The following is an 18775-nucleotide window of genomic DNA, read 5'->3' as shown; positions in this document are numbered from 1 at the left end:
CGGAGCTATTGCGTCACATCAGCCTGATATTCGACGCTTCCGTCGTGACGACCGTGGACACCCGCGCCGTGCACGCCGGACGCGACGACCTGAACGCACTCGGCGTCCACGTGCCGCCCATCGACCTCTCCACCACCAACCCGCTGCCGTCGGTCTCCGCCGGCGGCGACGCCTACGAGCACCTCGCCACCGGCGGACCGCTCGCACCCGGCGACAGCGCCGTCTACCAGCGGCTCTGGAACCCCACCGTGGCCCGGTTCGAGACCGCCCTCGCCGATCTCGAAGGCACCGCCGCCTCCGTCGCCTTCGCCAGCGGCATGGCCGCGCTCAGCGCCACCCTGCTCGCCGCCACCCGCGACGGCCGCCGCCACGTCGTCGCCGTCCGCCCCCTCTACGGCGGAACCGACCACGTGCTCGCCACCGGCCTGCTCGGCACCGCCGTCACCTGGGCCCGCCCCGACGAGATCGCCACCGCCGTACGCCCCGACACCGCGCTCGTCATCGTCGAGACTCCCGCCAACCCCACCTGCGACCTCGTCGACATCGCCGCCCTCGCCCACGCCGCCGGCGACGTGCCACTCCTCGTCGACAACACCGTCGCCACCCCGGTGCTCCAACGGCCCACCCGGCACGGCGCCACCCTCGTCCTGCACAGCGCCACCAAGAGCATCGGCGGCCACGGCGACGTCCTCGCCGGCGTCGTCGCCTGCGACGCCGACTGGGCGGCCCGGCTCCGGCAGGTCCGCGCGGTCACCGGCGCGATCCTCCACCCGCTCGGGGCGTACCTCCTGCACCGTGGCCTGCAGACCCTGCCGATCCGGGTCCGCGCCCAGCAGGCAGCCGCCGAGAAGCTCGCCGGCTGGTGCGCCGACCACCCCGCCGTCGAGCGGGTGTACCACCCGTCCCTGCACGACCCGGCCGGGCTCGTCGGCCGGCAGATGAGCGGCACCGGCAGCCTGCTCGCCATCGACGTACGCGGCGGCGCGCCCGCCGCCGCCACCGTCGCCGGCGCCTGCCGCCTGATCACCCACGCCGTCAGCCTCGGCGGGGTGGACACCCTCATCCAGCACCCCGCCTCGCTGACCCACCGCCCGGTGGCCGGCGACGCCAAGCCCGACGGGGGACTGCTGCGGATCTCGGTCGGTCTCGAGGACCCGGAGGACCTGCGGGCCGACCTGGCGCAGGCGCTCGCCCTGATCGGCTGACAGCGGCACCGACCGCGCGGCGGACGATTCAGGCCAGATCGCGGCCGGAGAGCACCCGCCGGGGCGAACCCTGCCGGGCCACCCGCAGCATCGCCCGGCCCAGCAGGTCGGTGGTGGTCACCTGGTTCGGGAAGAGCCGACGCAGCACCGGGAAGAGCGGGCGGGTCACCGCGTAGCCGAGCCGGTACCAGCGGGTCTTCGACACCACGTCGTGCGTCGGCTGGATGAACCCGGGCCGCGCCGCGTAGCCGTTCGGCAGCAGACCGAGCACTGCGTTCTCGGCGCGGCCCTTGACCCGCGCCCACATCACCCGCCCCCGCTCCGAGGAGTCGGTGCCGAGCCCGGAGACGTAGACGAACGTCGCATCCGGGCTCACCTCGGCCAGCAGCCGGGCCGCGGCCACCGGATAGTCGTAGCTGACCCGGGTGTAGGTGACCTCGTCCAGGCCCAGCGAGGAGACGCCCAGGCAGTAGAAGCAGGCGTCGACGCCGGAGAGTTCGTCGCGCACCCCGGCCAGCTCCCCGACGTCGGGGATCGTGATCTCACGCAGCTTCGGGTGTTGCCGGCCGGTCGGCGTCCGCCCGATCACCAACACGCTCGTCACGTCGTCGGCGAGCAGGCACTCCCGCAGCACACCCTGCCCCACCATCCCGGTCGCGCCGAAGACGACAACCCTCACCGCTGCTCCTCCCTGTCGCGCGCCACGAGCCGGGCCACCGCGTCGGTGACCGTCTGTCGGCGTCGGCTCAGCGCCTCCGGACCATCGGCGGGGGCCAGCTCCGCCGAGCCGAGCATGGAGAGCGCGACGACCAGCAACAGCAGCTCCTCCGGCGGATAGCGGTCGGGTAGCCGGCCGGCGCGCTGGGCCGCGGCGATCGCCGCCGCCTTGTCCGCGTTCGACAGGGCCACCGCCTCGGGCAACGCCACCATTCCGCCGCGTTCCAGGGAGTGCCAGAGCAGCAGTCGCAGGGCCTGCGGATGGGTCTGGTTGCGGTCGAAGAGACGGCCCGCGTACTCGGGCAGATCGCCCGGATCGATCGGGACCTCCGCGACCGTGCTCACCACCAGCGCGTCGAAGACCGCGTCGAAGAGCTGGTCCTTGTTGCCGAAGTAGGTGTAGATCAACGCCTTGTTCGCACCCGCGGCGGCGGCGATCCGGTCCACCCGTGCTCCGGCGATGCCGCGCTGCGCGAACTCGTCGGCGGCGGCGGCGAGCAGCCGGCGCCGGGTGTCCTCCGCGTCCCGTGCCATAGCGCCAGGATAGCCGACTAACCAGTTAGTTGCGGAGCTGCCACCCACGTGCTTCACTAGGCAAGTAACCAACCGTTCAGTTACATCGTCTGGAGGAGAAGCATGAGTGGCTTCACCGTCCCCGACCAGTCCGGCCGGCTCGCCGTCGTCACCGGAGCGAACAGCGGCCTCGGCCTGGAGACCGCCCGTCGCCTCGCTGCAGCGGGCGCCGAGGTGATCCTCGCGGTCCGCGACGTCCGAAAGGGCGACCTCGCCGCCGACGACATCCGGGCCACCACGCCCGCCGCCCGACTCCGCGTCGAGCAACTCGACCTGTCCCGCCTCGCCTCGGTCGCCGACTTCGCAGATCGGCTCACCGCCCACGGGCGGACGCTGGACCTGCTGGTCAACAACGCCGGAGTGATGGCCGTCCCGACCCGGCACACCACGGCCGACGGCTTCGAGCTGCAGTTCGGCACCAACCACCTGGGCCACTTCGCGCTCACCGGACGCCTGCTGCCACTCTTGACGGCCGGCCACGACCCCCGGGTGATCACTCTCAGCAGCGGCACCCACCACTTCGGCAGGATCGACTTCGACGACCTGCAGGGCGAGCGCCGGTACGGTGCCCAGCGCGCGTACGCCCAGTCGAAGCTCGCCACGCTGATGTTCGCCGACGAACTCCAGCGACGCAGCGACCGCTACGACTGGCACCTGCTCAGCAACGCCGCGCACCCCGGCGCGACCCGGACGAACCTGCAAACCGCCGGCCCCAGCCTCGGTCTTGCTCGCAGCGCGATGCCGCTCTCCACCCGGCTCACCCTGCGCATCCCCGGGTTCTGGCAGGACGTCGACCACGGCGCCCTGCCCACCCTCTACGCCGCCACCAGCCCGCACGCGACCGGCGGCGAGTACTACGGGCCGGGCGGCCCGTTCGGCCTCACCGGCGAGCCCACCGTGGCGCGCAAGTCGCGGCGGTCGCGGGACGCCGCCGTGGCCGCGCGGCTCTGGCAGGAGTCCGAGCGGCTCACCGGCGTGAGCTACCTTCACTCGGTGGCGCCCGCCGATCGCTGACGCGCCCGCCGGTTGGCCTCGGCGGTGCCGGCCTCACGACTTCGGGCCGACGTGCCGGTCGAGCGCGGCGACCGCGTCCCGCCGGGCGACGGAGAGCGAGTTGCGCCGGTTCATCCGCCAGGCGACGCCGAGCAGGTCGAGGGCCCATTGGCAGAGGCCGATGATGTCGGCCGACTCGTTGGTGAAGAGGTAGCGCGGGTAGACGTACTGCCGGCCCCGCACCGTCACCCGGTTGGCGACCCGGCAGCCGTCGGAGTGGAACAGGCCTCGCGCGAAGTCGCCCGGGTGAGCGGCCACGATCTCCCGCTGCCACCCGGCCAGGACGATCGGCCGCTCGTGCTTCCTGCCCGGCCCGTGCTGGGGGAGCAGGCAGGGCCAGTGGGTGCCGTAGCTCTGCACGCCGACGCACCCCTGCTTCTGCACTCGCTGCACGGAGCCGGCGAGCACCGCCGTCATGGCCTGTTCGCACGCGTCGATCAGGTTCGGCCAGGTGTTGGTGCAGTAGATCCGCAGGACCGGCACTCGTGAACTGGTGACCAGGTGGCCGTCGCCGAGGTAGAGACCGAGCAGGTATGCGTAGGAATTCGGGTCTGTCGGATTGTCGACGTCGTCCCGGCATCGAAAGCAGCGCAGCTCAGTGCCGTGTCGCCGGGGATTCGGCCGGTCGTTACACCAATGCCAGGCGGTGGGGTAGGGGAGGTTGAGGCCGCGAGCCACCTCCGCCACCGTTCGGCCGGCCAGGTGCTGCTCGCGTGCTCGAGCGCGGATCTCGCGGGGATGCACGCGAGCATTCTCGAACAGCCGTACGACAGATGTGCCGGGAGCGGGACTTGAACCCGCACGCCCTTTCGGGCAGATGCTTTTGAGGCATCCGAGTCTGCCGATTCCTCCATCCCGGCGTCACCCCTGCGCGGGGTGTGGCCCACTGTACCCGACTAGGCTTCTGCGAGAGCATGGGTGGGTGACCGTGCAGAAGCTCGACTGGTGGGGGTAGGGGTGGCCGAGACGCAGACGGATGCCGAGCGCAGGCGGGTACTGATCGCCGAGGACGAGGCGCTCATCCGGCTGGACCTCGCCGAGATGCTGGTCGAGGAGGGCTACGAGGTGGTGGGCGAGGCCGGCGACGGCGAGACCGCCGTCCGGCTCGCCGAGGAGCTCAAGCCCGACCTGGTGATCCTCGACATCAAGATGCCGATCATGGACGGGTTGGCGGCGGCCGAGCGGATCGCCGGCGCCCGGATCGCCCCGGTGATCATCCTGACCGCCTTCAGCCAGCGGGACCTGGTCGAGCGGGCTCGCGCGGCCGGCGCGATGGCGTACCTCGTGAAGCCCTTCCAGAAGAGTGACCTGGTCCCGGCGGTGGAGATCGCGCTCTCCCGCTACTCCGAGGTCGCCGCCCTGGAGGCGGAGGTGGCCGGGCTGACCGATCGCCTGGAGGTCCGCAAGGCGGTGGAGCGCGCCAAGGGCGCCCTGATGACCACCTACGGGATGACCGAGCCGCAGGCGTTCAAGTGGATCCAGCGCACCGCGATGGACCACCGGATGACCATGAAGGAGGTCGCCGAGCGGATCCTCGTGGAGACCGCCGGCGGCGAGGCGCCGCGTCCTGCACCCTGATCGAGGTACGCCCCGGCCGTCCGGGCGGGAAGGGCCGCGCGGGGAGCGCGCCGACGACCATCGATCGATAGCATCGGATCCGTGTCGGTCCGGCAGGTGATGGTGGTGCTCGGCCTGCTCGCCGTGCTCCTCACCGGCTGCGAGCGGGTGACGCCGTCCGGCGGCGACCATCCGCGTGCGGTCCAGCCGGTGTGGCGACCGCTTACGTTGCCGGTGCCGCCGGGCGCTCCGGGCCGTCCGCTGCTGCGGGACGCGGCGGCGTGCGCCGGCCGGTGGTACGTGGTGGGCGGGGTGGCGGAGCCGGCGGGGGCGACCCGGCCGGCGGTCTGGTCGAGTGTCGACGGTGCGATCTGGTCGGTGTCGCGGCTGGTGCCGTCGAGTTTCTACGGTCGACAGCACCTGCTCTACGCCGCCGCGTGCCGCGACGGCCGGCTTGCCGCGCTCGGGACCGCGAGTGGTGGGGTGCACGGCAATCCGCGGATCGGCAGTTGGGTCGAGGGCGCCGACGGGGCGGTCCGGGAGGTGGCGGCGCCGTTCGAGCGGTTCGGCGGTCCCCGTGCGGTGAGCGCGGCCCGGTTGGTGGCCGGCCCGTCCGGCTGGTTGATCGTCGGGTCGCGGGTCGACGGGGCGGCGGTGTGGGCCTCCACCGACGGCCGGGAGTTCACGTTGCGTGCGGGGTTGCCCGAGCTGGCCGGTGACGGGCGGGGTCGGACAGCGGCGTACGACGGGTTGGCGACCGGTTCGGGTTGGCTCGTGGTGGGGGCGGTGTTGCCGGCCGGCGGGACGGGGTTGGCGCCGTTGGCGTGGACCTCCCGGGACGGGCTGGGGTGGCGGCGGGCGGAGCTGCCGGCGGCGAGCGGCCGGGGGCAGGCGCAGCGGGTGGTGTCGGTGGGCGGCGCGGTGGTGGCGGTGGGTCCGGCGGGGGACCGGTTCGCGGCGTGGCGTGGGGTCGCCGATCCGGTGGCGGACGGGGCGGCGACGCGGTGGCGGGAGGCCGGGGGGTTCCCGGCGGCCGGGCCGGGGGTGGCCACGGTGTCCGGGTTGGTGGCCGTCGGTTCGGGTCTGCTGGCGGTGGCCCGGGCCGGTGCGGGTCATGTGCTCTGGTACTCGGATGACCTTGGTGGTTCGTGGCGGTCGGTGCGGATGCCGGTGGTGGTCGCGGACACCGGCGAGACCGCGGTGGCGGTGGCCGCCCAGGGGGAGCGACTGCTGTTGATCGCCGACGACGGTCGGGGTCCGCGCGTCTGGTGGACGCCGGTCTCGGGGTTCGCCGCCGACGAGGGGGATAAATCCCTTCCCAGCACGTGGAATTGAACTTCTGGGGCGTCTGATGAGGATGTTCTTACAGCGATCGTTTCCAATCCGCCACGCCGTGTAACGGTTCGGTCAACCCAGTCGCTCGGGACTTACGTCACTGCTCTGCGGTGGGATAACGTCCGGCCCCAGACCGGAGACGACGGTCGGGTTCGTACGCTCCGCAAGGGCCAATGGCCGGCGGGTGGTTCGAACCATGGGACGGAGGAGGGTTCGGGCCTTGAGGCAGAAGCTCACGCGTGTGATCGGTGGAGTGGCCATGCTGGCGCTCGTCGCCGGCGGCGCCGCTTGCTCCAGTGGCGGTGAAGAGACCGCGTCCGGCGACAAGTGCGGTAACAAGATCGCGTTCTTCGGCGCGCTGACGGGTAGCTCGGCGGCGCTCGGCATCAACGAGAACAACGGCGTCAAGCTGGCGGTCGACAAGTACAACAAGGAGAACGCCGACTGCAAGGTCGAGCTCGTCGAGCTGGACTCGCAGGGCAGCCCCGACCAGGCCCCGGGTCTGGCGCAGAAGGCCATCGACGACACGAAGATCCTCGGCATCGTCGGCCCGGCGTACTCGGGTGAGTCGGAGGCTGCCGGTCCGCTCTTCAACGAGGCGGGCCTGCCGACCATCACCGCGTCCGCGACCAACCCGACCCTGGCCCAGCAGGGCTGGAAGACCTTCTTCCGCGCGGTCGGCAACGACCTCAGCCAGGGCCCGGCGGCCGGTAACTACATCAAGAACGTGATCAAGGCCGACCGGGTCTTCGTCATCGACGACCAGTCCGCCTACGGCGCCGGCCTCTCCCAGGAGGTCCAGAAGGTGCTCGGCTCGGCGGTCGTCGGCACGGACAAGGTCCAGGGCGAGGGCAAGCAGACCGAGTTCTCCGCGGTCGTCACCAAGGTCAAGGCCGCGAACGTGAAGGCGGTCTTCTACGGCGGCTACTACCAGGAGGCCGGCCTGATCCGTAAGCAGCTCACCGCTGCCGGGGTCACCGCTCCGCTGGTCGCCGGTGACGGCGTCAACGACGGCGCGTACATCACCTCCGCGGGCGCGGCGGCGGCCGAGGGCACCATCCTCACCTGCCCGTGCCAGCCGGCCACCGAGGCGCGTGGCACGTTCATTGAGGAGTTCAAGGCGCTCAACGGCGTCGACCCGGGCACCTACAGCGACACCGCCTACGACGCGGCCAACATCCTGCTCGCCGGCATCAAGGACGGTAAGACCACCCGTGAGGGGCTGCTGGAGTTCGTGAAGGGCTACAGCGGTGAGGGTGTCGCGGCCAGCTACAAGTTCGTCGAGGGCGGCGAGCTGGACCCGGCGCAGGTCAAGGTCTGGGCCTTCAAGGTGACGGGCGGCAAGGTCGTCCCGGACCAGGAGATCCCGAAGTCCTGACATCGGTCGCTGCTACAGCGATTGATTCGTGATCGCGGGTGCGGCCGGGAGCTCGCTCCCGGCCGCACCCCTTTGTCTCTCCAGACCTGATGGAGCGTCCCTTCATTGAACTTCGACGATCTATTCTCCAATTTCGCGCAGTACACCACGACCGGCCTGACGCAGGGCGCCATCTACGCTCTCGTCGCGCTCGGCTACACGCTGGTCTACGGTGTGCTGCGACTCATCAACTTCGCCCACTCCGAGGTCTTCATCGCGGGCGCGTTCGCCGCGATCTGGACCTGGAACGGATTCGGTCTCGACCAGAACTCGCAGGTCAGCGGCGTCGGGTCGATCCTCTTCTACCTGCTGGTGGCGATGATCGTCGCGGCGATCGCCTCCGCCGGCACGGCGACCGTGATCGAGCGGGTGGCGTACCGGCCGTTGCGTAAGCGCAACGCGCCGCCGCTGGCCTTCCTGATCACGGCGATCGGCGCGTCGATCGCCATCTCGGAGGCGTTCGGCGTCTACACCCGCCGACTGCCGGAGGGCGCTCCCATCCTGGTCAGCACGAAGCCGCTGTTCCACGTCTTCGGTGCGCCGATCGACGCGGTGCAGCTGCTCACCGTCGGCGCCGCGCTGGCGATGATGGTGGCGCTGGACATGTTCGTCAACCGCAGCCGGGTCGGCCGCGGCATCCGGGCGGTCGCCCAGGACGCCAACACCGCCGCGCTGATGGGTGTGAACAAGGACCGGATCATCCTGATCGTCTTCATCGCCGGCGGCACGATGGCCGGCGTCGCCGGGCTGCTCTACGACGTCCGGATCCAGACGCTGACCTACAGCGTCGGCTTCCTGCTCGGCCTCAAGGCCTTCACGGCCGCGGTGCTCGGTGGCATCGGTAACCTGCGCGGGGCGCTGGTGGGCGGTTTGCTGCTGGGCGTGATCGAGAACTACGCGTCGGGTCTCTTCGGCTCGCAGTGGAAGGACTTCGCCGCCTTCGCCGTGCTGGTGGTGCTGCTGATGTTCCGGCCCACCGGTCTGCTGGGCGAATCCCTGGGGAGGGCACGGGCATGACGACGACCGTTAATCCGCCGAGCCCGGAGCAACGCGAAGGGTTGCGGGATCGGCTGCGCCACGGTCGCGAGGCGGTCGCGCAGCGTTGGCACCACGCCCCGCGCTGGGTGCGCTGGGTGCTGCTGGCGGCGGTGATCGTGTTCTTCTACGCGCTGCCGAACAAGGAGTTCTACCAGTATCTGGGGCCGATCCCGACCCCGGGCGCGAACTTCACGCAGGTGCTCTTCACCGTCTCCATCTACGTGCTGATGGCGGTCGGCCTCAACATTGTGGTCGGCTTCGCCGGCCTGCTCGACCTGGGCTACTTCGGCTTCTTCGCCGTCGGCGCGTACACCGTGGCGGTGCTGACCTCGCCGAGCAGTGACATCAAGACGCTCTGGCCGTGGTTGCTGGTGGTGCCGATCGCGATCGCGCTGACCATGGTCTCCGGCGTCATGCTCGGTACGCCGACGCTGCGGTTGCGCGGTGACTACCTCGCGCTGGTGACCCTCGGCTTCGCCGAGATGATCCGGATCGCGGCGGTCAGCTCGCCCTTCCTGAAGGGCCAGCGGGGCTTCAACCAGATCCCGCACCCGCCGGGCCAGTACACCGACGGCAAGCCAATCTTCGGTGTGCTCGACGCCCGTCCGTACTACTGGCTGGTGCTCACGCTGATCATCGTGGTCGTGATCGGGGTGCGGAACCTGACGCACAGCCGGGTCGGCCGGGCCTGGATCTCGATCCGGGAGGACGAGGACGCCGCGCAGCTGATGGGCGTGCCGACCTTCAAGTTCAAGCTCTGGGCGTTCGCCGCGGGCGCCGCGATCGCCGGCCTGGCCGGTGCGCTCTTCGCCGGCAAGCAGAACTTCGTGAACTCGCAGAACTTCGAGCTGCTCAACTCGATCATCATCCTGGCCGCGGTCATCTTCGGTGGTTCGGGCAACATCGTCGGCGCGATCGTCGGCGGTGGGCTGGTCGCGTACATGATCGAGCGGTTCCGCGGCATCGAGCTGTTCGGCGTCGAACTGTACGAATACCGGTTCCTCTTCTTCGGTCTGGTCCTCGTGGTGATGATGATCTTCCGGCCGCAGGGCCTTATCCCGAACCGGCGACGGGCGGCGGAGTTCAAGGACCGCCGCAAGGAGGTGACCGTCGGTGAGTGAGACGGAGCAGAAGCCGGCAGTTCCGGCGCAGGCGACCGCCCCGGCGGTCGAGGCGGTGCCCGATCGGGAGCCGCTGCTGGAGGTGGACCGCGTCACGCTGCGCTTCGGCGGCGTGGTCGCGCTCAACGAGGTGGACTTCACCCTGTACAAGGGCGAGATCCTCGGTCTGATCGGCCCCAACGGCGCCGGCAAGACCACCTGCTTCAACGCGATGACCGGCATCTACCAGCCCACCGAGGGTGAGATCCGGTTCCGGGGCGAGAAGATCGCCGGCAAGAAGCGGCACCAGATCACCCGGTCGGGCATGGCGCGGACGTTCCAGAACATCCGCCTCTTCCCGGAGATGACCGCGCAGGAGAACGTGCTGGTGGGCGCGGACGCGCACCACAAGACCAGCGTGATCTCCGCGCTGCTGCGCCTGCCGCGGTACTGGAAGGAGGAGCGCGCGGGCCGGGAGAAGGCCGAGCGCCTGCTGGAGTTCGTCGGCATCCGGCATCGGATGCACGAGTTCGCCCGCAACCTCTCCTACGGTGAGCAGCGGCGGCTGGAGATCGCCCGGGCGCTCGCCACCGACCCGGTGCTGCTCTGCCTGGACGAGCCGGCTGCCGGCTTCAACCCGGCGGAGAAGGAGGAGCTGCTCCAGCTCATCCGGCAGATCCGGGACACCGGCGTGACCGTGCTGCTGATCGAGCACGACATGCGACTGGTCATGGGCGTCACGGACCGGATCGTGGTGCTGGAGTTCGGAAAGAAGATCGCCGAGGGGCTCCCCGCCGAGGTGCGGGACGACCCGAAGGTGATCGCGGCGTACCTGGGGGTGCCGGACGATGCTGCTTGAGATCGACGATGTGAGCCTGCTGTACGGGCGGATCCAGGCGCTGCACGGCATCAGCCTGACCGTGGAAGAGGGCGAGATCGTGGCGTTGATCGGTGCCAACGGCGCCGGCAAGTCGACCACGATGCGCGCGATCTCCGGGATCCGGCCGGTCGCCAGCGGCCGGATCCGGTTCGACGGTGAGGACATCACCAAGCTCCGGGCGGATCTTCGGGTGCGCCGGGGGCTCTGCCAGGCGCCCGAGGGCCGGGGCATCTTCCCGGGCATGACGGTGCTGGAGAATCTGGACATGGGTGCCTACACCCGGCGGGACCGGGCGGGCATCGCCCAGGACCTCGACCGGGTGCTGGGTCTCTTCCCACGCCTGGCGGAACGGCGTAAGCAGCAGGGCGGTACGCTCTCCGGCGGTGAGCAGCAGATGTTGGCCGTCGGAAGGGCGCTGATGAGCCGGCCGAAGCTGCTGCTGCTCGATGAGCCATCGATGGGGCTGGCTCCGATGCTCATCCAGCAGATCTTCACGATCATCACCGAGATCAACGAGCAGGGCACCACCATCCTGCTGGTGGAGCAGAACGCGCAGCAGGCGCTGGCCCGGGCGCACCGGGCGTACGTGCTGGAGACCGGCCGGATCGTCAAGAGCGGAACCGGTGAGGAGCTGCTGCACGACCCGTCGGTCAAGGACGCCTACCTCGGCGTCGCCTGACCGGCCGCCACCCCTCATCCCAAGGAGTGCACGTCATGTTCAACATCACTGGTGGACGCCGGGCTCTGCTCGGCGCCGCCGGGGCGGCCGCGCTGCTGCTCTCCCTCGCCGCCTGTGGGGAGGAGGAGCCCGCCGACTCGGCCGGCTCCGGCCCCTCGGTCAGCGCCTCGGCCGACGCCTCGCTGTCGGACAAGGTGCCGGCCGCGATCAAGGCGGACGGCAAGATCGTGGTGGGTACCGACTCGACGTACGCCCCCGCGGAGTACCTCGACACCGACGGCAAGACCGTGATCGGCTTCGACGTGGAGCTGTTCCGCGCGGTGGCCCAGAAGCTCGGCCTGCAGGCCGAGTTCGTCTCGGCGCCCTTCGGCGACATCATCACCGGTGTCAACACGGGCAAGTACGAGGTCGGCGTCTCCTCGTTCACGGTGAACGACGAGCGGAAGGCGCAGGCCAACATGGTCAGCTACTTCCAGGTCGGCACCCAGTGGGTGACCAAGGCCGGTAACCCGGCCGGCGTCGCGCTGGACAACGCCTGCGGCAAGAAGATCGCCGTGCAGAAGGACACCGTCCAGGTCGAGGACGTCCAGAAGCGCTCGCAGGCGTGCACCGCCGCCGGTAAGCCGGCCATCACCGTCGAGCAGTTCCCGGGCCAGGACGCCGCGACGGCCGCCGTGGTCTCGGGCAAGGACGACGCGATGCTCGCCGACTACCCGGTGGGTGTGTACGCGGTGACCCAGTCCAACGGGGCCCTCGAGCTGCTCGACAAGCAGTACGAGGCGGCGCCGTACGGCTACGTCGTGGCGAAGGACCAGGCGGCGTTCGCCGAGGCGGTCCGTGACGCCACGAAGGCGCTGATCGCCGACGGGTCGTACAAGACGGTGCTCGACAAGTGGAAGGTGGGCGACGGCGCGATCACGGACCCCGCGATCAACCCGTAACGCGACATGGCATCCGAGGAAGTGACAACCGTACGGGCGCGGCCGGAACCGATCAAGGCCGTGCCCGTACGGCACCCCGGCCGCTGGATCCTGGTGGCCGTGCTGGCCGTGCTGGCCGCGATGTTCGTCCACGTGCTGGTCACGAACAAGGCCTTCAACTGGTCCTTCATGGTGGACAAGATGTTCCGTCCACCGATCATCGAGGGGCTGCTGCGCGGCACCGTGCTGATGACGGTGCTGGCCATGCTGATCGGCGTAGTGCTGGGCGTGCTGGTCGCGATCATGCGGCTCTCCGACAACCCGATCCTGCGCGGGGTGGGCTGGCTCTACACCTGGTTCTTCCGGGCGGTCCCCCGGCTCGTCCTGCTGGCGGTCTTCGGCAACATCGGCATCCTGTGGAGCCGGATCGAGTTCGGGGTGCCCTTCGACACCCAGCTGGGGCAGCTGTTCGGCATCGACAACCTGCAGCTGCGGCTCTTCGGGTTCTCCTCGCGCGACATCATCACCGGCTTCATGGCCGGCCTGCTGGGGCTCGCGCTCTCCGAGGCCGCGTACATGGCGGAGATCGTCCGGGCGGGCATCCAGTCGGTGGACGGCGGGCAGACCGAGGCGGCCCAGGCGCTGGGCATGAGCCGCGGGCAGCTGCTGCGCCGGGTGGTGCTGCCGCAGGCGATGCGGGTGATCATCCCGCCGACGGGCAACGAGACCATCGCCATGCTCAAGGACACGTCGCTGCTGCTCTACGTGCCGGTCACCGTCGAGCTCTTCTTCCAGCTCGACGCGGTCGGCAAGCGGACCTTCCAGATCTTCCCGATGTACGTGGCCGCCTGCCTCTGGTACCTCTTCCTGACCAGCATCCTGCTGGTCGGGCAGCATTATCTGGAGCGGCACTTCGGCAAGGGTTACGGCCCGACGGCGCAGGCCCGTGACCGGCTGCGCACCATGGCGGCCCAGCAGGGTGGGGGCGGAGCGCAATGAGTGAGTTGACCGTTCCCGCGCAGGCCGGCGCGCCGGCCGCGGAGTCGGGCCTGATGGTCCAGGCCGAGCAGGTGCACAAGTCCTTCGGCCACCTCGAGGTGCTCAAGGGCATCGACCTGGAGGTGCGTAGCGGCGAGGTGTGCTGTCTGCTCGGGCCCTCCGGCTCCGGCAAGTCGACCTTCCTGCGCTGCATCAACCACCTGGAGAAGATCAACGCCGGTTCGATCCGGGTGGACGGCGAGCTGATCGGCTACCGGGAGCACGGTGGCAAGCTGCACGAGCTGCGCCAGAAGGAGGTCGCCGCGCAGCGCCGCTCGATCGGCATGGTGTTCCAGCGGTTCAACCTCTTCCCGCACATGACCGCCCTGGAGAACGTGATCGAGGCGCCGGTGCGGGTCAAGCGGGAGGCGAAGGTCGCGGCCCGGGAACGGGCCGAGTCGCTGCTGGCCCGGGTCGGTCTAGGCGACAAGATGGGCAACTACCCGGGGCAGCTCTCCGGTGGTCAGCAGCAGCGGGTGGCGATCGCCCGGGCGCTCGCCATGCAGCCGAAGCTGATGCTCTTCGACGAGCCGACCAGCGCGCTCGACCCGGAGCTGGTCGGCGAGGTGCTGGACGTCATGAAGGACCTGGCCCGCGACGGCATGACGATGATCGTGGTCACCCACGAGATCGGCTTCGCCCGCGAGGTCGGCGACAGGCTGGTCTTCATGGACGGCGGCGTGGTGGTCGAGCAGGGCAACCCGCGCGAGGTGATCGCGAACCCGGTGCACGACCGCACGAAGGCGTTCCTGGCCAAGGTGCTGTGACGGACGGGACGCCCGTCGTGGGCGTCCCGTCCGCCCGGTTCGTCCCTCCCGCGTCCGCCGCCCTCGGCGGGCGGAATGAGGCGAGGCCGCGGCGGTGACGGGTGCGCGGCCCGCTGCGCGCCGTCCCCCGCCATGTCGCTGCGGGTTTGGTCGTACGTCCGGGCTAGAGTCGCTGCCGTGACAGCTACCACGCCGCGCCTACTCCTCGTCGACGGACATTCCCTGGCATACCGGGCCTTCTTCGCCCTGCCGGTGGAAAACTTCTCCACCACGACAGGGCAGCCGACCAACGCGGTCTACGGCTTCACCTCCATGCTGATCAACGTGCTGCGCGACGAGCAGCCGACCCACATCGTCGTCGCCTTCGACGTCTCCCGCCGCTCGTTCCGCACCGAGAAGTACGCGGAGTACAAGGCCGGCCGCAGCGAGACCCCGACCGACTTCAAGGGGCAGGTCAGCCTCGTGAAGGAGGTGCTCGCGGCGCTGCGCATCCCGGTGGTGGAGATGGAGGGCTACGAGGCCGACGACGTCATCGCCACCCTCGCCTGCCAGGCCCGCGACCAGGGCATGTCGGTGCTGATCACCAGCGGTGACCGGGACGCCTTCCAGCTCGTCGGCGAGAACGTCACCGTGCTCTACCCGCGTAAGGGTGTCTCCGACCTGGCCCGGATGGATCCGGCGGCCGTCGAGGCGAAGTACGGTGTCCCGCCGGAGCGCTACCGCGACCTGGCCGCCCTGGTCGGCGAGACGAGCGACAACCTGCCCGGCGTCCCGGGTGTCGGCCCGAAGACCGCCGCCAAGTGGATCACCGCGTACGGCGGGGTGGAAGGGGTCGTCGCCCGGGCCGACGAGATCAAGGGCAAGGCCGGTGACAGCCTGCGCGAGCGGCTCGCCGACGTGATCCGCAACTACGACCTCAACTGCCTGGTCTCCGACCTGGAGCTGCCGCTGCGCCCCGAGGACGCCCGCTGGCCCGGCTGGGACCGGGAGGCCGTGCACCAGGTCTTCGACACCCTCGAGTTCCGCATCCTGCGGGATCGGCTCTACCAGTATCTGGAGTCGGTGGAGCCGGAGGCGGAGGCCGGCTTCGAGCTGGCCGGCGAGGTGCTCACCGAGCCCGGCGCGCTCGGCGCGTGGCTCGGCACGCACGCCCCGGCCGGCGCACCGGTCGGCATGGCGGTGAAGCTCGACACCGGCCCCAACCGGCGGCACACCGCCTCCGTCTCGGGCGTGGCGCTGGCCACCGAGGCCGGCGCCGCCGTCTGGTTCGACCCGAGCGGGCTCGACGCGGCCGACGAGTCGGCGCTGGCCGGCTGGCTCGCCGACGGCGAGCGGCCGAAGGTGCTGCACGACAGCAAGCCGGCGGTGCTCGCGTTCGCCGCGCACGGCTGGTCGCTGGAGGGCATCGCCCGCGACACCCAGATCGCCGCCTACCTGGCCCGCCCCGACCAGCGCTCCTACGACCTGACCGATCTGGCGCTGCGCTACCTGCACCGGGAGCTGCGCGTCGACGCCCCGGAGACCGGCCAGCTGACCCTGGAGGGCCTGGGCGACGACGGCGAGGCCGAGCAGAACCTGATGCTCCAGGCGCGGGCCACCCTCGACCTGGCCGACGCGATCGACGCCGAGCTGTCCCGCGACGGTGAGCAGTCCGCCCGGTTGATGGCCGGGGTGGAGCTGCCGCTCATGCGGGTGCTCGCCGGCATGGAGCGCACCGGCATCGCCGCCGACACCGACTACCTCTCCGAGCTGGAGGCGCACTTCGCCGCCGAGGTGAAGGCCGCCGCGCAGGGCGCTTATGAGGCGGTCGGGCGGGAGTTCAACCTCGGCTCGCCCAAGCAGTTGCAGGAGATCCTCTTCGGCGAGCTGGGGCTGCCGAAGACCAAGAAGATCAAGACCGGCTACACCACCGACGCCGACGCGTTGCAGTGGCTCTACGCGCAGAACCCGCACCCGGTCCTCGCTCACCTGCTGCGTCACCGGGACGTGGCCAAGCTGAAGTCCACCGTCGACGGACTGCTCAAGTCGGTCTCCGACGACGGCCGGATCCACACGACCTTCAACCAGACCGTCGCGGCGACCGGGCGGCTCTCCTCGACGGAACCGAACCTGCAGAACATCCCGATCCGCACCGAGGAGGGGCGGCGGATCCGCCGGGCGTTCGTGGTGGGGGCGGGGTACGAGTGCCTGCTCACCGCCGACTACAGCCAGATCGAGATGCGGATCATGGCGCACCTGTCGTCGGACGACGCCCTGATCGACGCGTTCAACTCCGGCGCCGACTTCCACGCCGCCACGGCGTCCTCGGTCTTCACGGTGCCGCTCGGCGAGGTGACGCCCGACCAGCGCCGCAAGATCAAGGCGATGAACTACGGCCTGGCGTACGGCCTGAGCGCGTTCGGCCTCTCGCAGCAGCTCGGGATCAGCACCGAGGAGGCGCGTGGCCTCATGGAGGACTACTTCGGCGGGTTCGGCGGGGTCCGCGACTACCTCCAGGAGGTGGTGGCCCGCGCCCGGCACGACGGCTACACCTCGACGATCCTCGGCCGTCGCCGTTACCTGCCCGACCTGGGCAGCGACAACCGGCAGCGGCGGGAGATCGCCGAGCGGATGGCGCTCAACGCCCCGATCCAGGGCTCCGCGGCCGACATCATCAAGGTGGCCATGTTGCGGGTCGACGGGGCGCTGCGGGAAGCCGGGCTCGGCTCCCGGATGCTGCTGCAGGTGCACGACGAGCTGGTCTTCGAGGTGGCCCCGGGTGAGCGGCCCGCGCTGGAGGAGCTGGTCCGCCGGGAGATGGGGGCGGCGCACCCGCTGGCGGTGCCGCTGGAGGTCTCCGTGGGTGAGGGGCGGGACTGGAACAGCGCCGACCACTGACGGTCCGCGCAACAGCACCACGGCGAGCCGGCACGGCGACCAACGCCGGCCGGCTCGCGCTGGTTCCGGCGCCGGCGTCTGGGCGCTCGCCACCGGAGCACCGATCACGAGCGCGGGTCGCGGTGACGGTGGCCTCCGCCGCCCTTGGGTCGGCCGCGGTGCAGGTTGCCGTCGGTGACCCGGAGCATCACGCCGGGCCAGTACGGGAACGGACGGTGTGCCCGGCGCGATCCGGGGCCGACCAGGTGCGACCGTTGGTCAGCTCGCCCGGCGGGACGAGCGCCGCTCGGCGGGTTGCCGTCCCACTCCCCGGCGAGACTTCGGTGGGGAGCCCCGGCGTTCGAGAGCCCGACGGGACGGGCCGCCGGGCGGCGGCAGCGGCCCCTTGAGCGGGTCGTGCCCCCAGTTCATGAGCGAGAAGCGCCACTTGGTGTTCCGCACGTCTCCCGACGGGCGTTGGGCCATGTGCCGGCGTACGTAGCCGACGACCTTGCGCATGTGCCGGAAGTCGGCCTCGGAGAGCTCGGCGCGCTTGCGGCGCAGCAGGTCGAGGATCCGGCGGCCGGACTCGTGGCCCACCGACTCGCCGGCCTTGGTGCCCTTCTTCCGCCAGCCGACATGCTTCGACTCGTCGGTCTCCAGCCACTTCGACAGCTCGCCGGGCTTCATGTTCACCGCGTCGGTGAACTCCCGGTAGGTGTCGCGGCCCTCGTCAGCGCGGCTCACGGCGCAGCACCTCCGGACGGTGGGCGACGTCCCGGCCCGAGTCGTCGTTGCGGATCCGGTACTGCGGCTCCTCCTCGGAGGCGTTCACGGCGTGCCCGCGTACGTGTGTCCGGTCGACCAGCTTCTCCTTGACCACGCCGTACGCCCGACCGCTGTGACTGGCCCAGGAGACGTGGTCACCCTCGCGGAACTCGCTCTTCTCGGCCATGCCGTCCGGTTACCCGGGGTCGGCGGGCGGAAACGACGCCGGTCAGGGAGTGATCTCGGCGATCGACAGTTTGACCTCGAACGGCTCGGTGAGCTCGATCAGCTCGGCGCTCTCGGCGACCAGCTCGTACTGCCGCTCGCCGCCCGGGCCGATCCGGTCACCCCGGCGGTACGCGCACAGGTGCACCGGATCCTGCTCGATGCGCCAGTAGTAGGGGATGCCGGCGGCGGCGTACTCGCCGGGTTTGGCGAACCTGTCGATCCGTCGGGTACCCGGGGAGACGATCTCCACCGCGAGCACGACGTCCTCGGCTCGCAGCAGGGACTGACCCGGAGGGAGGTCGGCACGGCGTACCACGACGTCCGGCTGACGGCTGGTGTTGGAGCTGAGGGCGATGCCGACCGCCTGGGACACGCGCAGTTCGGTGGGCGCGTGCTGGAGTAGCCAGCGGGCCAGCAGGAGCGAGATGTCCTGGTGGCCGAGGGTGGGGGAGGGGGTCACCTGGATTACTCCGTCGACGAGTTCGACGCGGGGGGCATCGTCCGGCAGGTGGAGCACGTCCTCCAGCGTGTAGTCGGCACGCTGCTGCCGGATCGGATCCGGACACCAGGGGTCAGGTGGTGTCGCGATCGGCTCGGCGCTCACCGGCACAGCGTAACCCCGTCGATGTTCCGGAGGCCGGACT

19 protein-coding genes and 1 tRNA gene are annotated in these 18775 nt (G+C 70.6%); 13 read left to right on the top strand and 7 right to left on the bottom strand.

Translation table 11 applies throughout. The annotated features are described in order from the left end of the window. Positions 1–26 precede the first annotated feature (26 nt). Positions 27–1205 carry a trans-sulfuration enzyme family protein gene (locus tag D7147_RS15035; protein ID WP_120678877.1) on the top strand — a complete coding sequence of 393 codons (1179 nt, stop codon included), beginning with the start codon at positions 27–29 and terminating at the stop codon, positions 1203–1205. 28 nt (positions 1206–1233) lie between these two features. Here D7147_RS15035 and D7147_RS15030 read toward each other — a convergent pair whose 3' ends face one another. Then, entirely contained in the window at positions 1234–1884 is a 651-nt protein-coding gene (locus tag D7147_RS15030; protein ID WP_120677976.1) for a Rossmann-fold NAD(P)-binding domain-containing protein, read from the bottom strand. Then, positions 1881–2456 carry a TetR family transcriptional regulator gene (locus D7147_RS15025; protein ID WP_120677975.1) on the bottom strand — a complete coding sequence of 192 codons (576 nt, stop codon included), beginning with the start codon at positions 2454–2456 and terminating at the stop codon, positions 1881–1883. The genes D7147_RS15030 and D7147_RS15025 overlap by 4 nt, the downstream gene beginning before the upstream one ends. Positions 2457–2558: 102 nt before the next feature. Here D7147_RS15025 and D7147_RS15020 point away from each other — a divergent pair, with 102 nt between their 5' ends. Next, complete coding sequence (locus D7147_RS15020; RefSeq protein WP_120677974.1) at positions 2559–3509, top strand: SDR family oxidoreductase; 951 nt, start codon at positions 2559–2561, stop codon at positions 3507–3509. Positions 3510–3542: 33 nt separating this feature from the next. On the opposite strand, the gene D7147_RS15015 is transcribed toward D7147_RS15020, so the two are convergent. Both D7147_RS15015 and D7147_RS15010 read right to left on the bottom strand, forming a co-directional pair. After that, entirely contained in the window at positions 3543–4292 is a 750-nt protein-coding gene (locus D7147_RS15015) for a transcriptional regulator (protein WP_120677973.1), read from the bottom strand. Between the two features lie 32 nt (positions 4293–4324). Further along, a tRNA-Leu gene (locus D7147_RS15010) sits at positions 4325–4408 on the bottom strand. A gap of 97 nt (positions 4409–4505) precedes the next feature. On the opposite strand from D7147_RS15010, the gene D7147_RS15005 reads away from it, so the two are divergent. The 11 genes from D7147_RS15005 (at position 4506) to polA (ending at position 17156) form a co-directional block, all read left to right on the top strand. Then, positions 4506–5126, top strand: a complete 621-nt coding sequence (locus tag D7147_RS15005) for an ANTAR domain-containing response regulator (RefSeq protein WP_120677972.1) — start codon at positions 4506–4508, stop codon at positions 5124–5126. A gap of 81 nt (positions 5127–5207) precedes the next feature. Beyond that, positions 5208–6440 (top strand): hypothetical protein, encoded by a 1233-nt coding sequence (locus D7147_RS15000; protein ID WP_199716518.1) that lies wholly within the window; start codon positions 5208–5210, stop codon positions 6438–6440. Positions 6441–6660: 220 nt separating this feature from the next. Beyond that, the gene (locus D7147_RS14995; RefSeq protein ID WP_120677970.1) at positions 6661–7818 is read left to right on the top strand and encodes a branched-chain amino acid ABC transporter substrate-binding protein; all 1158 of its coding nucleotides are present in this window, start codon (positions 6661–6663) and stop codon (positions 7816–7818) included. Between the two features lie 105 nt (positions 7819–7923). Beyond that, positions 7924–8874 carry a branched-chain amino acid ABC transporter permease gene (locus D7147_RS14990; protein WP_120677968.1) on the top strand — a complete coding sequence of 317 codons (951 nt, stop codon included), beginning with the start codon at positions 7924–7926 and terminating at the stop codon, positions 8872–8874. Beyond that, on the top strand, positions 8871–10016 hold the full coding sequence (locus tag D7147_RS14985; RefSeq protein ID WP_120677966.1) for a branched-chain amino acid ABC transporter permease: 1146 nt from the start codon (positions 8871–8873) through the stop codon (positions 10014–10016). Before D7147_RS14990 ends, D7147_RS14985 begins: the two co-directional genes overlap by 4 nt. Further along, on the top strand, positions 10009–10854 hold the full coding sequence (locus D7147_RS14980; protein ID WP_120677964.1) for an ABC transporter ATP-binding protein: 846 nt from the start codon (positions 10009–10011) through the stop codon (positions 10852–10854). Before D7147_RS14985 ends, D7147_RS14980 begins: the two co-directional genes overlap by 8 nt. Then, the gene (locus D7147_RS14975; protein WP_120677962.1) at positions 10844–11554 is read left to right on the top strand and encodes an ABC transporter ATP-binding protein; all 711 of its coding nucleotides are present in this window, start codon (positions 10844–10846) and stop codon (positions 11552–11554) included. Before D7147_RS14980 ends, D7147_RS14975 begins: the two co-directional genes overlap by 11 nt. A 35-nt stretch (positions 11555–11589) precedes the next feature. Next, on the top strand, positions 11590–12495 hold the full coding sequence (locus tag D7147_RS14970) for an ABC transporter substrate-binding protein (protein WP_120677960.1): 906 nt from the start codon (positions 11590–11592) through the stop codon (positions 12493–12495). A gap of 6 nt (positions 12496–12501) precedes the next feature. Continuing rightward, positions 12502–13473 carry an amino acid ABC transporter permease gene (locus D7147_RS14965; protein WP_120677958.1) on the top strand — a complete coding sequence of 324 codons (972 nt, stop codon included), beginning with the start codon at positions 12502–12504 and terminating at the stop codon, positions 13471–13473. Next, positions 13470–14279, top strand: coding sequence for an amino acid ABC transporter ATP-binding protein (locus tag D7147_RS14960; protein WP_120677956.1), 810 nt, complete (start codon positions 13470–13472; stop codon positions 14277–14279). The genes D7147_RS14965 and D7147_RS14960 overlap by 4 nt, the downstream gene beginning before the upstream one ends. Before the next feature lie 177 nt (positions 14280–14456). After that, the gene (gene polA, locus D7147_RS14955) at positions 14457–17156 is read left to right on the top strand and encodes a DNA polymerase I (protein WP_120677955.1); all 2700 of its coding nucleotides are present in this window, start codon (positions 14457–14459) and stop codon (positions 17154–17156) included. A gap of 258 nt (positions 17157–17414) precedes the next feature. On the opposite strand, the gene D7147_RS14950 is transcribed toward polA, so the two are convergent. From D7147_RS14950 to D7147_RS14940, 3 genes are read right to left on the bottom strand one after another with little or no spacing between them, the layout of a single operon-like run. Beyond that, positions 17415–17882, bottom strand: coding sequence for a DUF3140 domain-containing protein (locus D7147_RS14950; protein WP_120677953.1), 468 nt, complete (start codon positions 17880–17882; stop codon positions 17415–17417). Then, the gene (locus D7147_RS14945) at positions 17869–18090 is read right to left on the bottom strand and encodes a hypervirulence associated TUDOR domain-containing protein (RefSeq protein ID WP_120677951.1); all 222 of its coding nucleotides are present in this window, start codon (positions 18088–18090) and stop codon (positions 17869–17871) included. The genes D7147_RS14950 and D7147_RS14945 overlap by 14 nt, the downstream gene beginning before the upstream one ends. A 42-nt stretch (positions 18091–18132) precedes the next feature. Beyond that, positions 18133–18735 (bottom strand): Uma2 family endonuclease, encoded by a 603-nt coding sequence (locus D7147_RS14940; protein WP_233563158.1) that lies wholly within the window; start codon positions 18733–18735, stop codon positions 18133–18135. Between the last annotated feature and the right edge of the window lie 40 nt (positions 18736–18775).

This window comes from Micromonospora musae (assembly GCF_003626545.1).
Lineage (GTDB): Bacteria > Actinomycetota > Actinomycetes > Mycobacteriales > Micromonosporaceae > Micromonospora > Micromonospora musae.
This window is presented reverse-complemented; position numbering and strand designations above follow the sequence as displayed.

Bases quoted from the DNA above. Each gene is read 5' to 3' on its own strand.
- D7147_RS15025 (WP_120677975.1), bottom strand. From the start codon at position 2,456: ATGGCACGGGACGCGGAGGACACCCGGCGCCGGCTGCTCGCCGCCGCC.
- D7147_RS15020 (WP_120677974.1), top strand. From the start codon at position 2,559: ATGAGTGGCTTCACCGTCCCCGACCAGTCCGGCCGGCTCGCCGTCGTC.
- D7147_RS14985 (WP_120677966.1), top strand. From the start codon at position 8,871: ATGACGACGACCGTTAATCCGCCGAGCCCGGAGCAACGCGAAGGGTTG.
- D7147_RS14975 (WP_120677962.1), top strand. From the start codon at position 10,844: ATGCTGCTTGAGATCGACGATGTGAGCCTGCTGTACGGGCGGATCCAG.
- D7147_RS14970 (WP_120677960.1), top strand. From the start codon at position 11,590: ATGTTCAACATCACTGGTGGACGCCGGGCTCTGCTCGGCGCCGCCGGG.
- D7147_RS14965 (WP_120677958.1), top strand. From the start codon at position 12,502: ATGGCATCCGAGGAAGTGACAACCGTACGGGCGCGGCCGGAACCGATC.
- D7147_RS14960 (WP_120677956.1), top strand. From the start codon at position 13,470: ATGAGTGAGTTGACCGTTCCCGCGCAGGCCGGCGCGCCGGCCGCGGAG.
- D7147_RS14945 (WP_120677951.1), bottom strand. From the start codon at position 18,090: ATGGCCGAGAAGAGCGAGTTCCGCGAGGGTGACCACGTCTCCTGGGCC.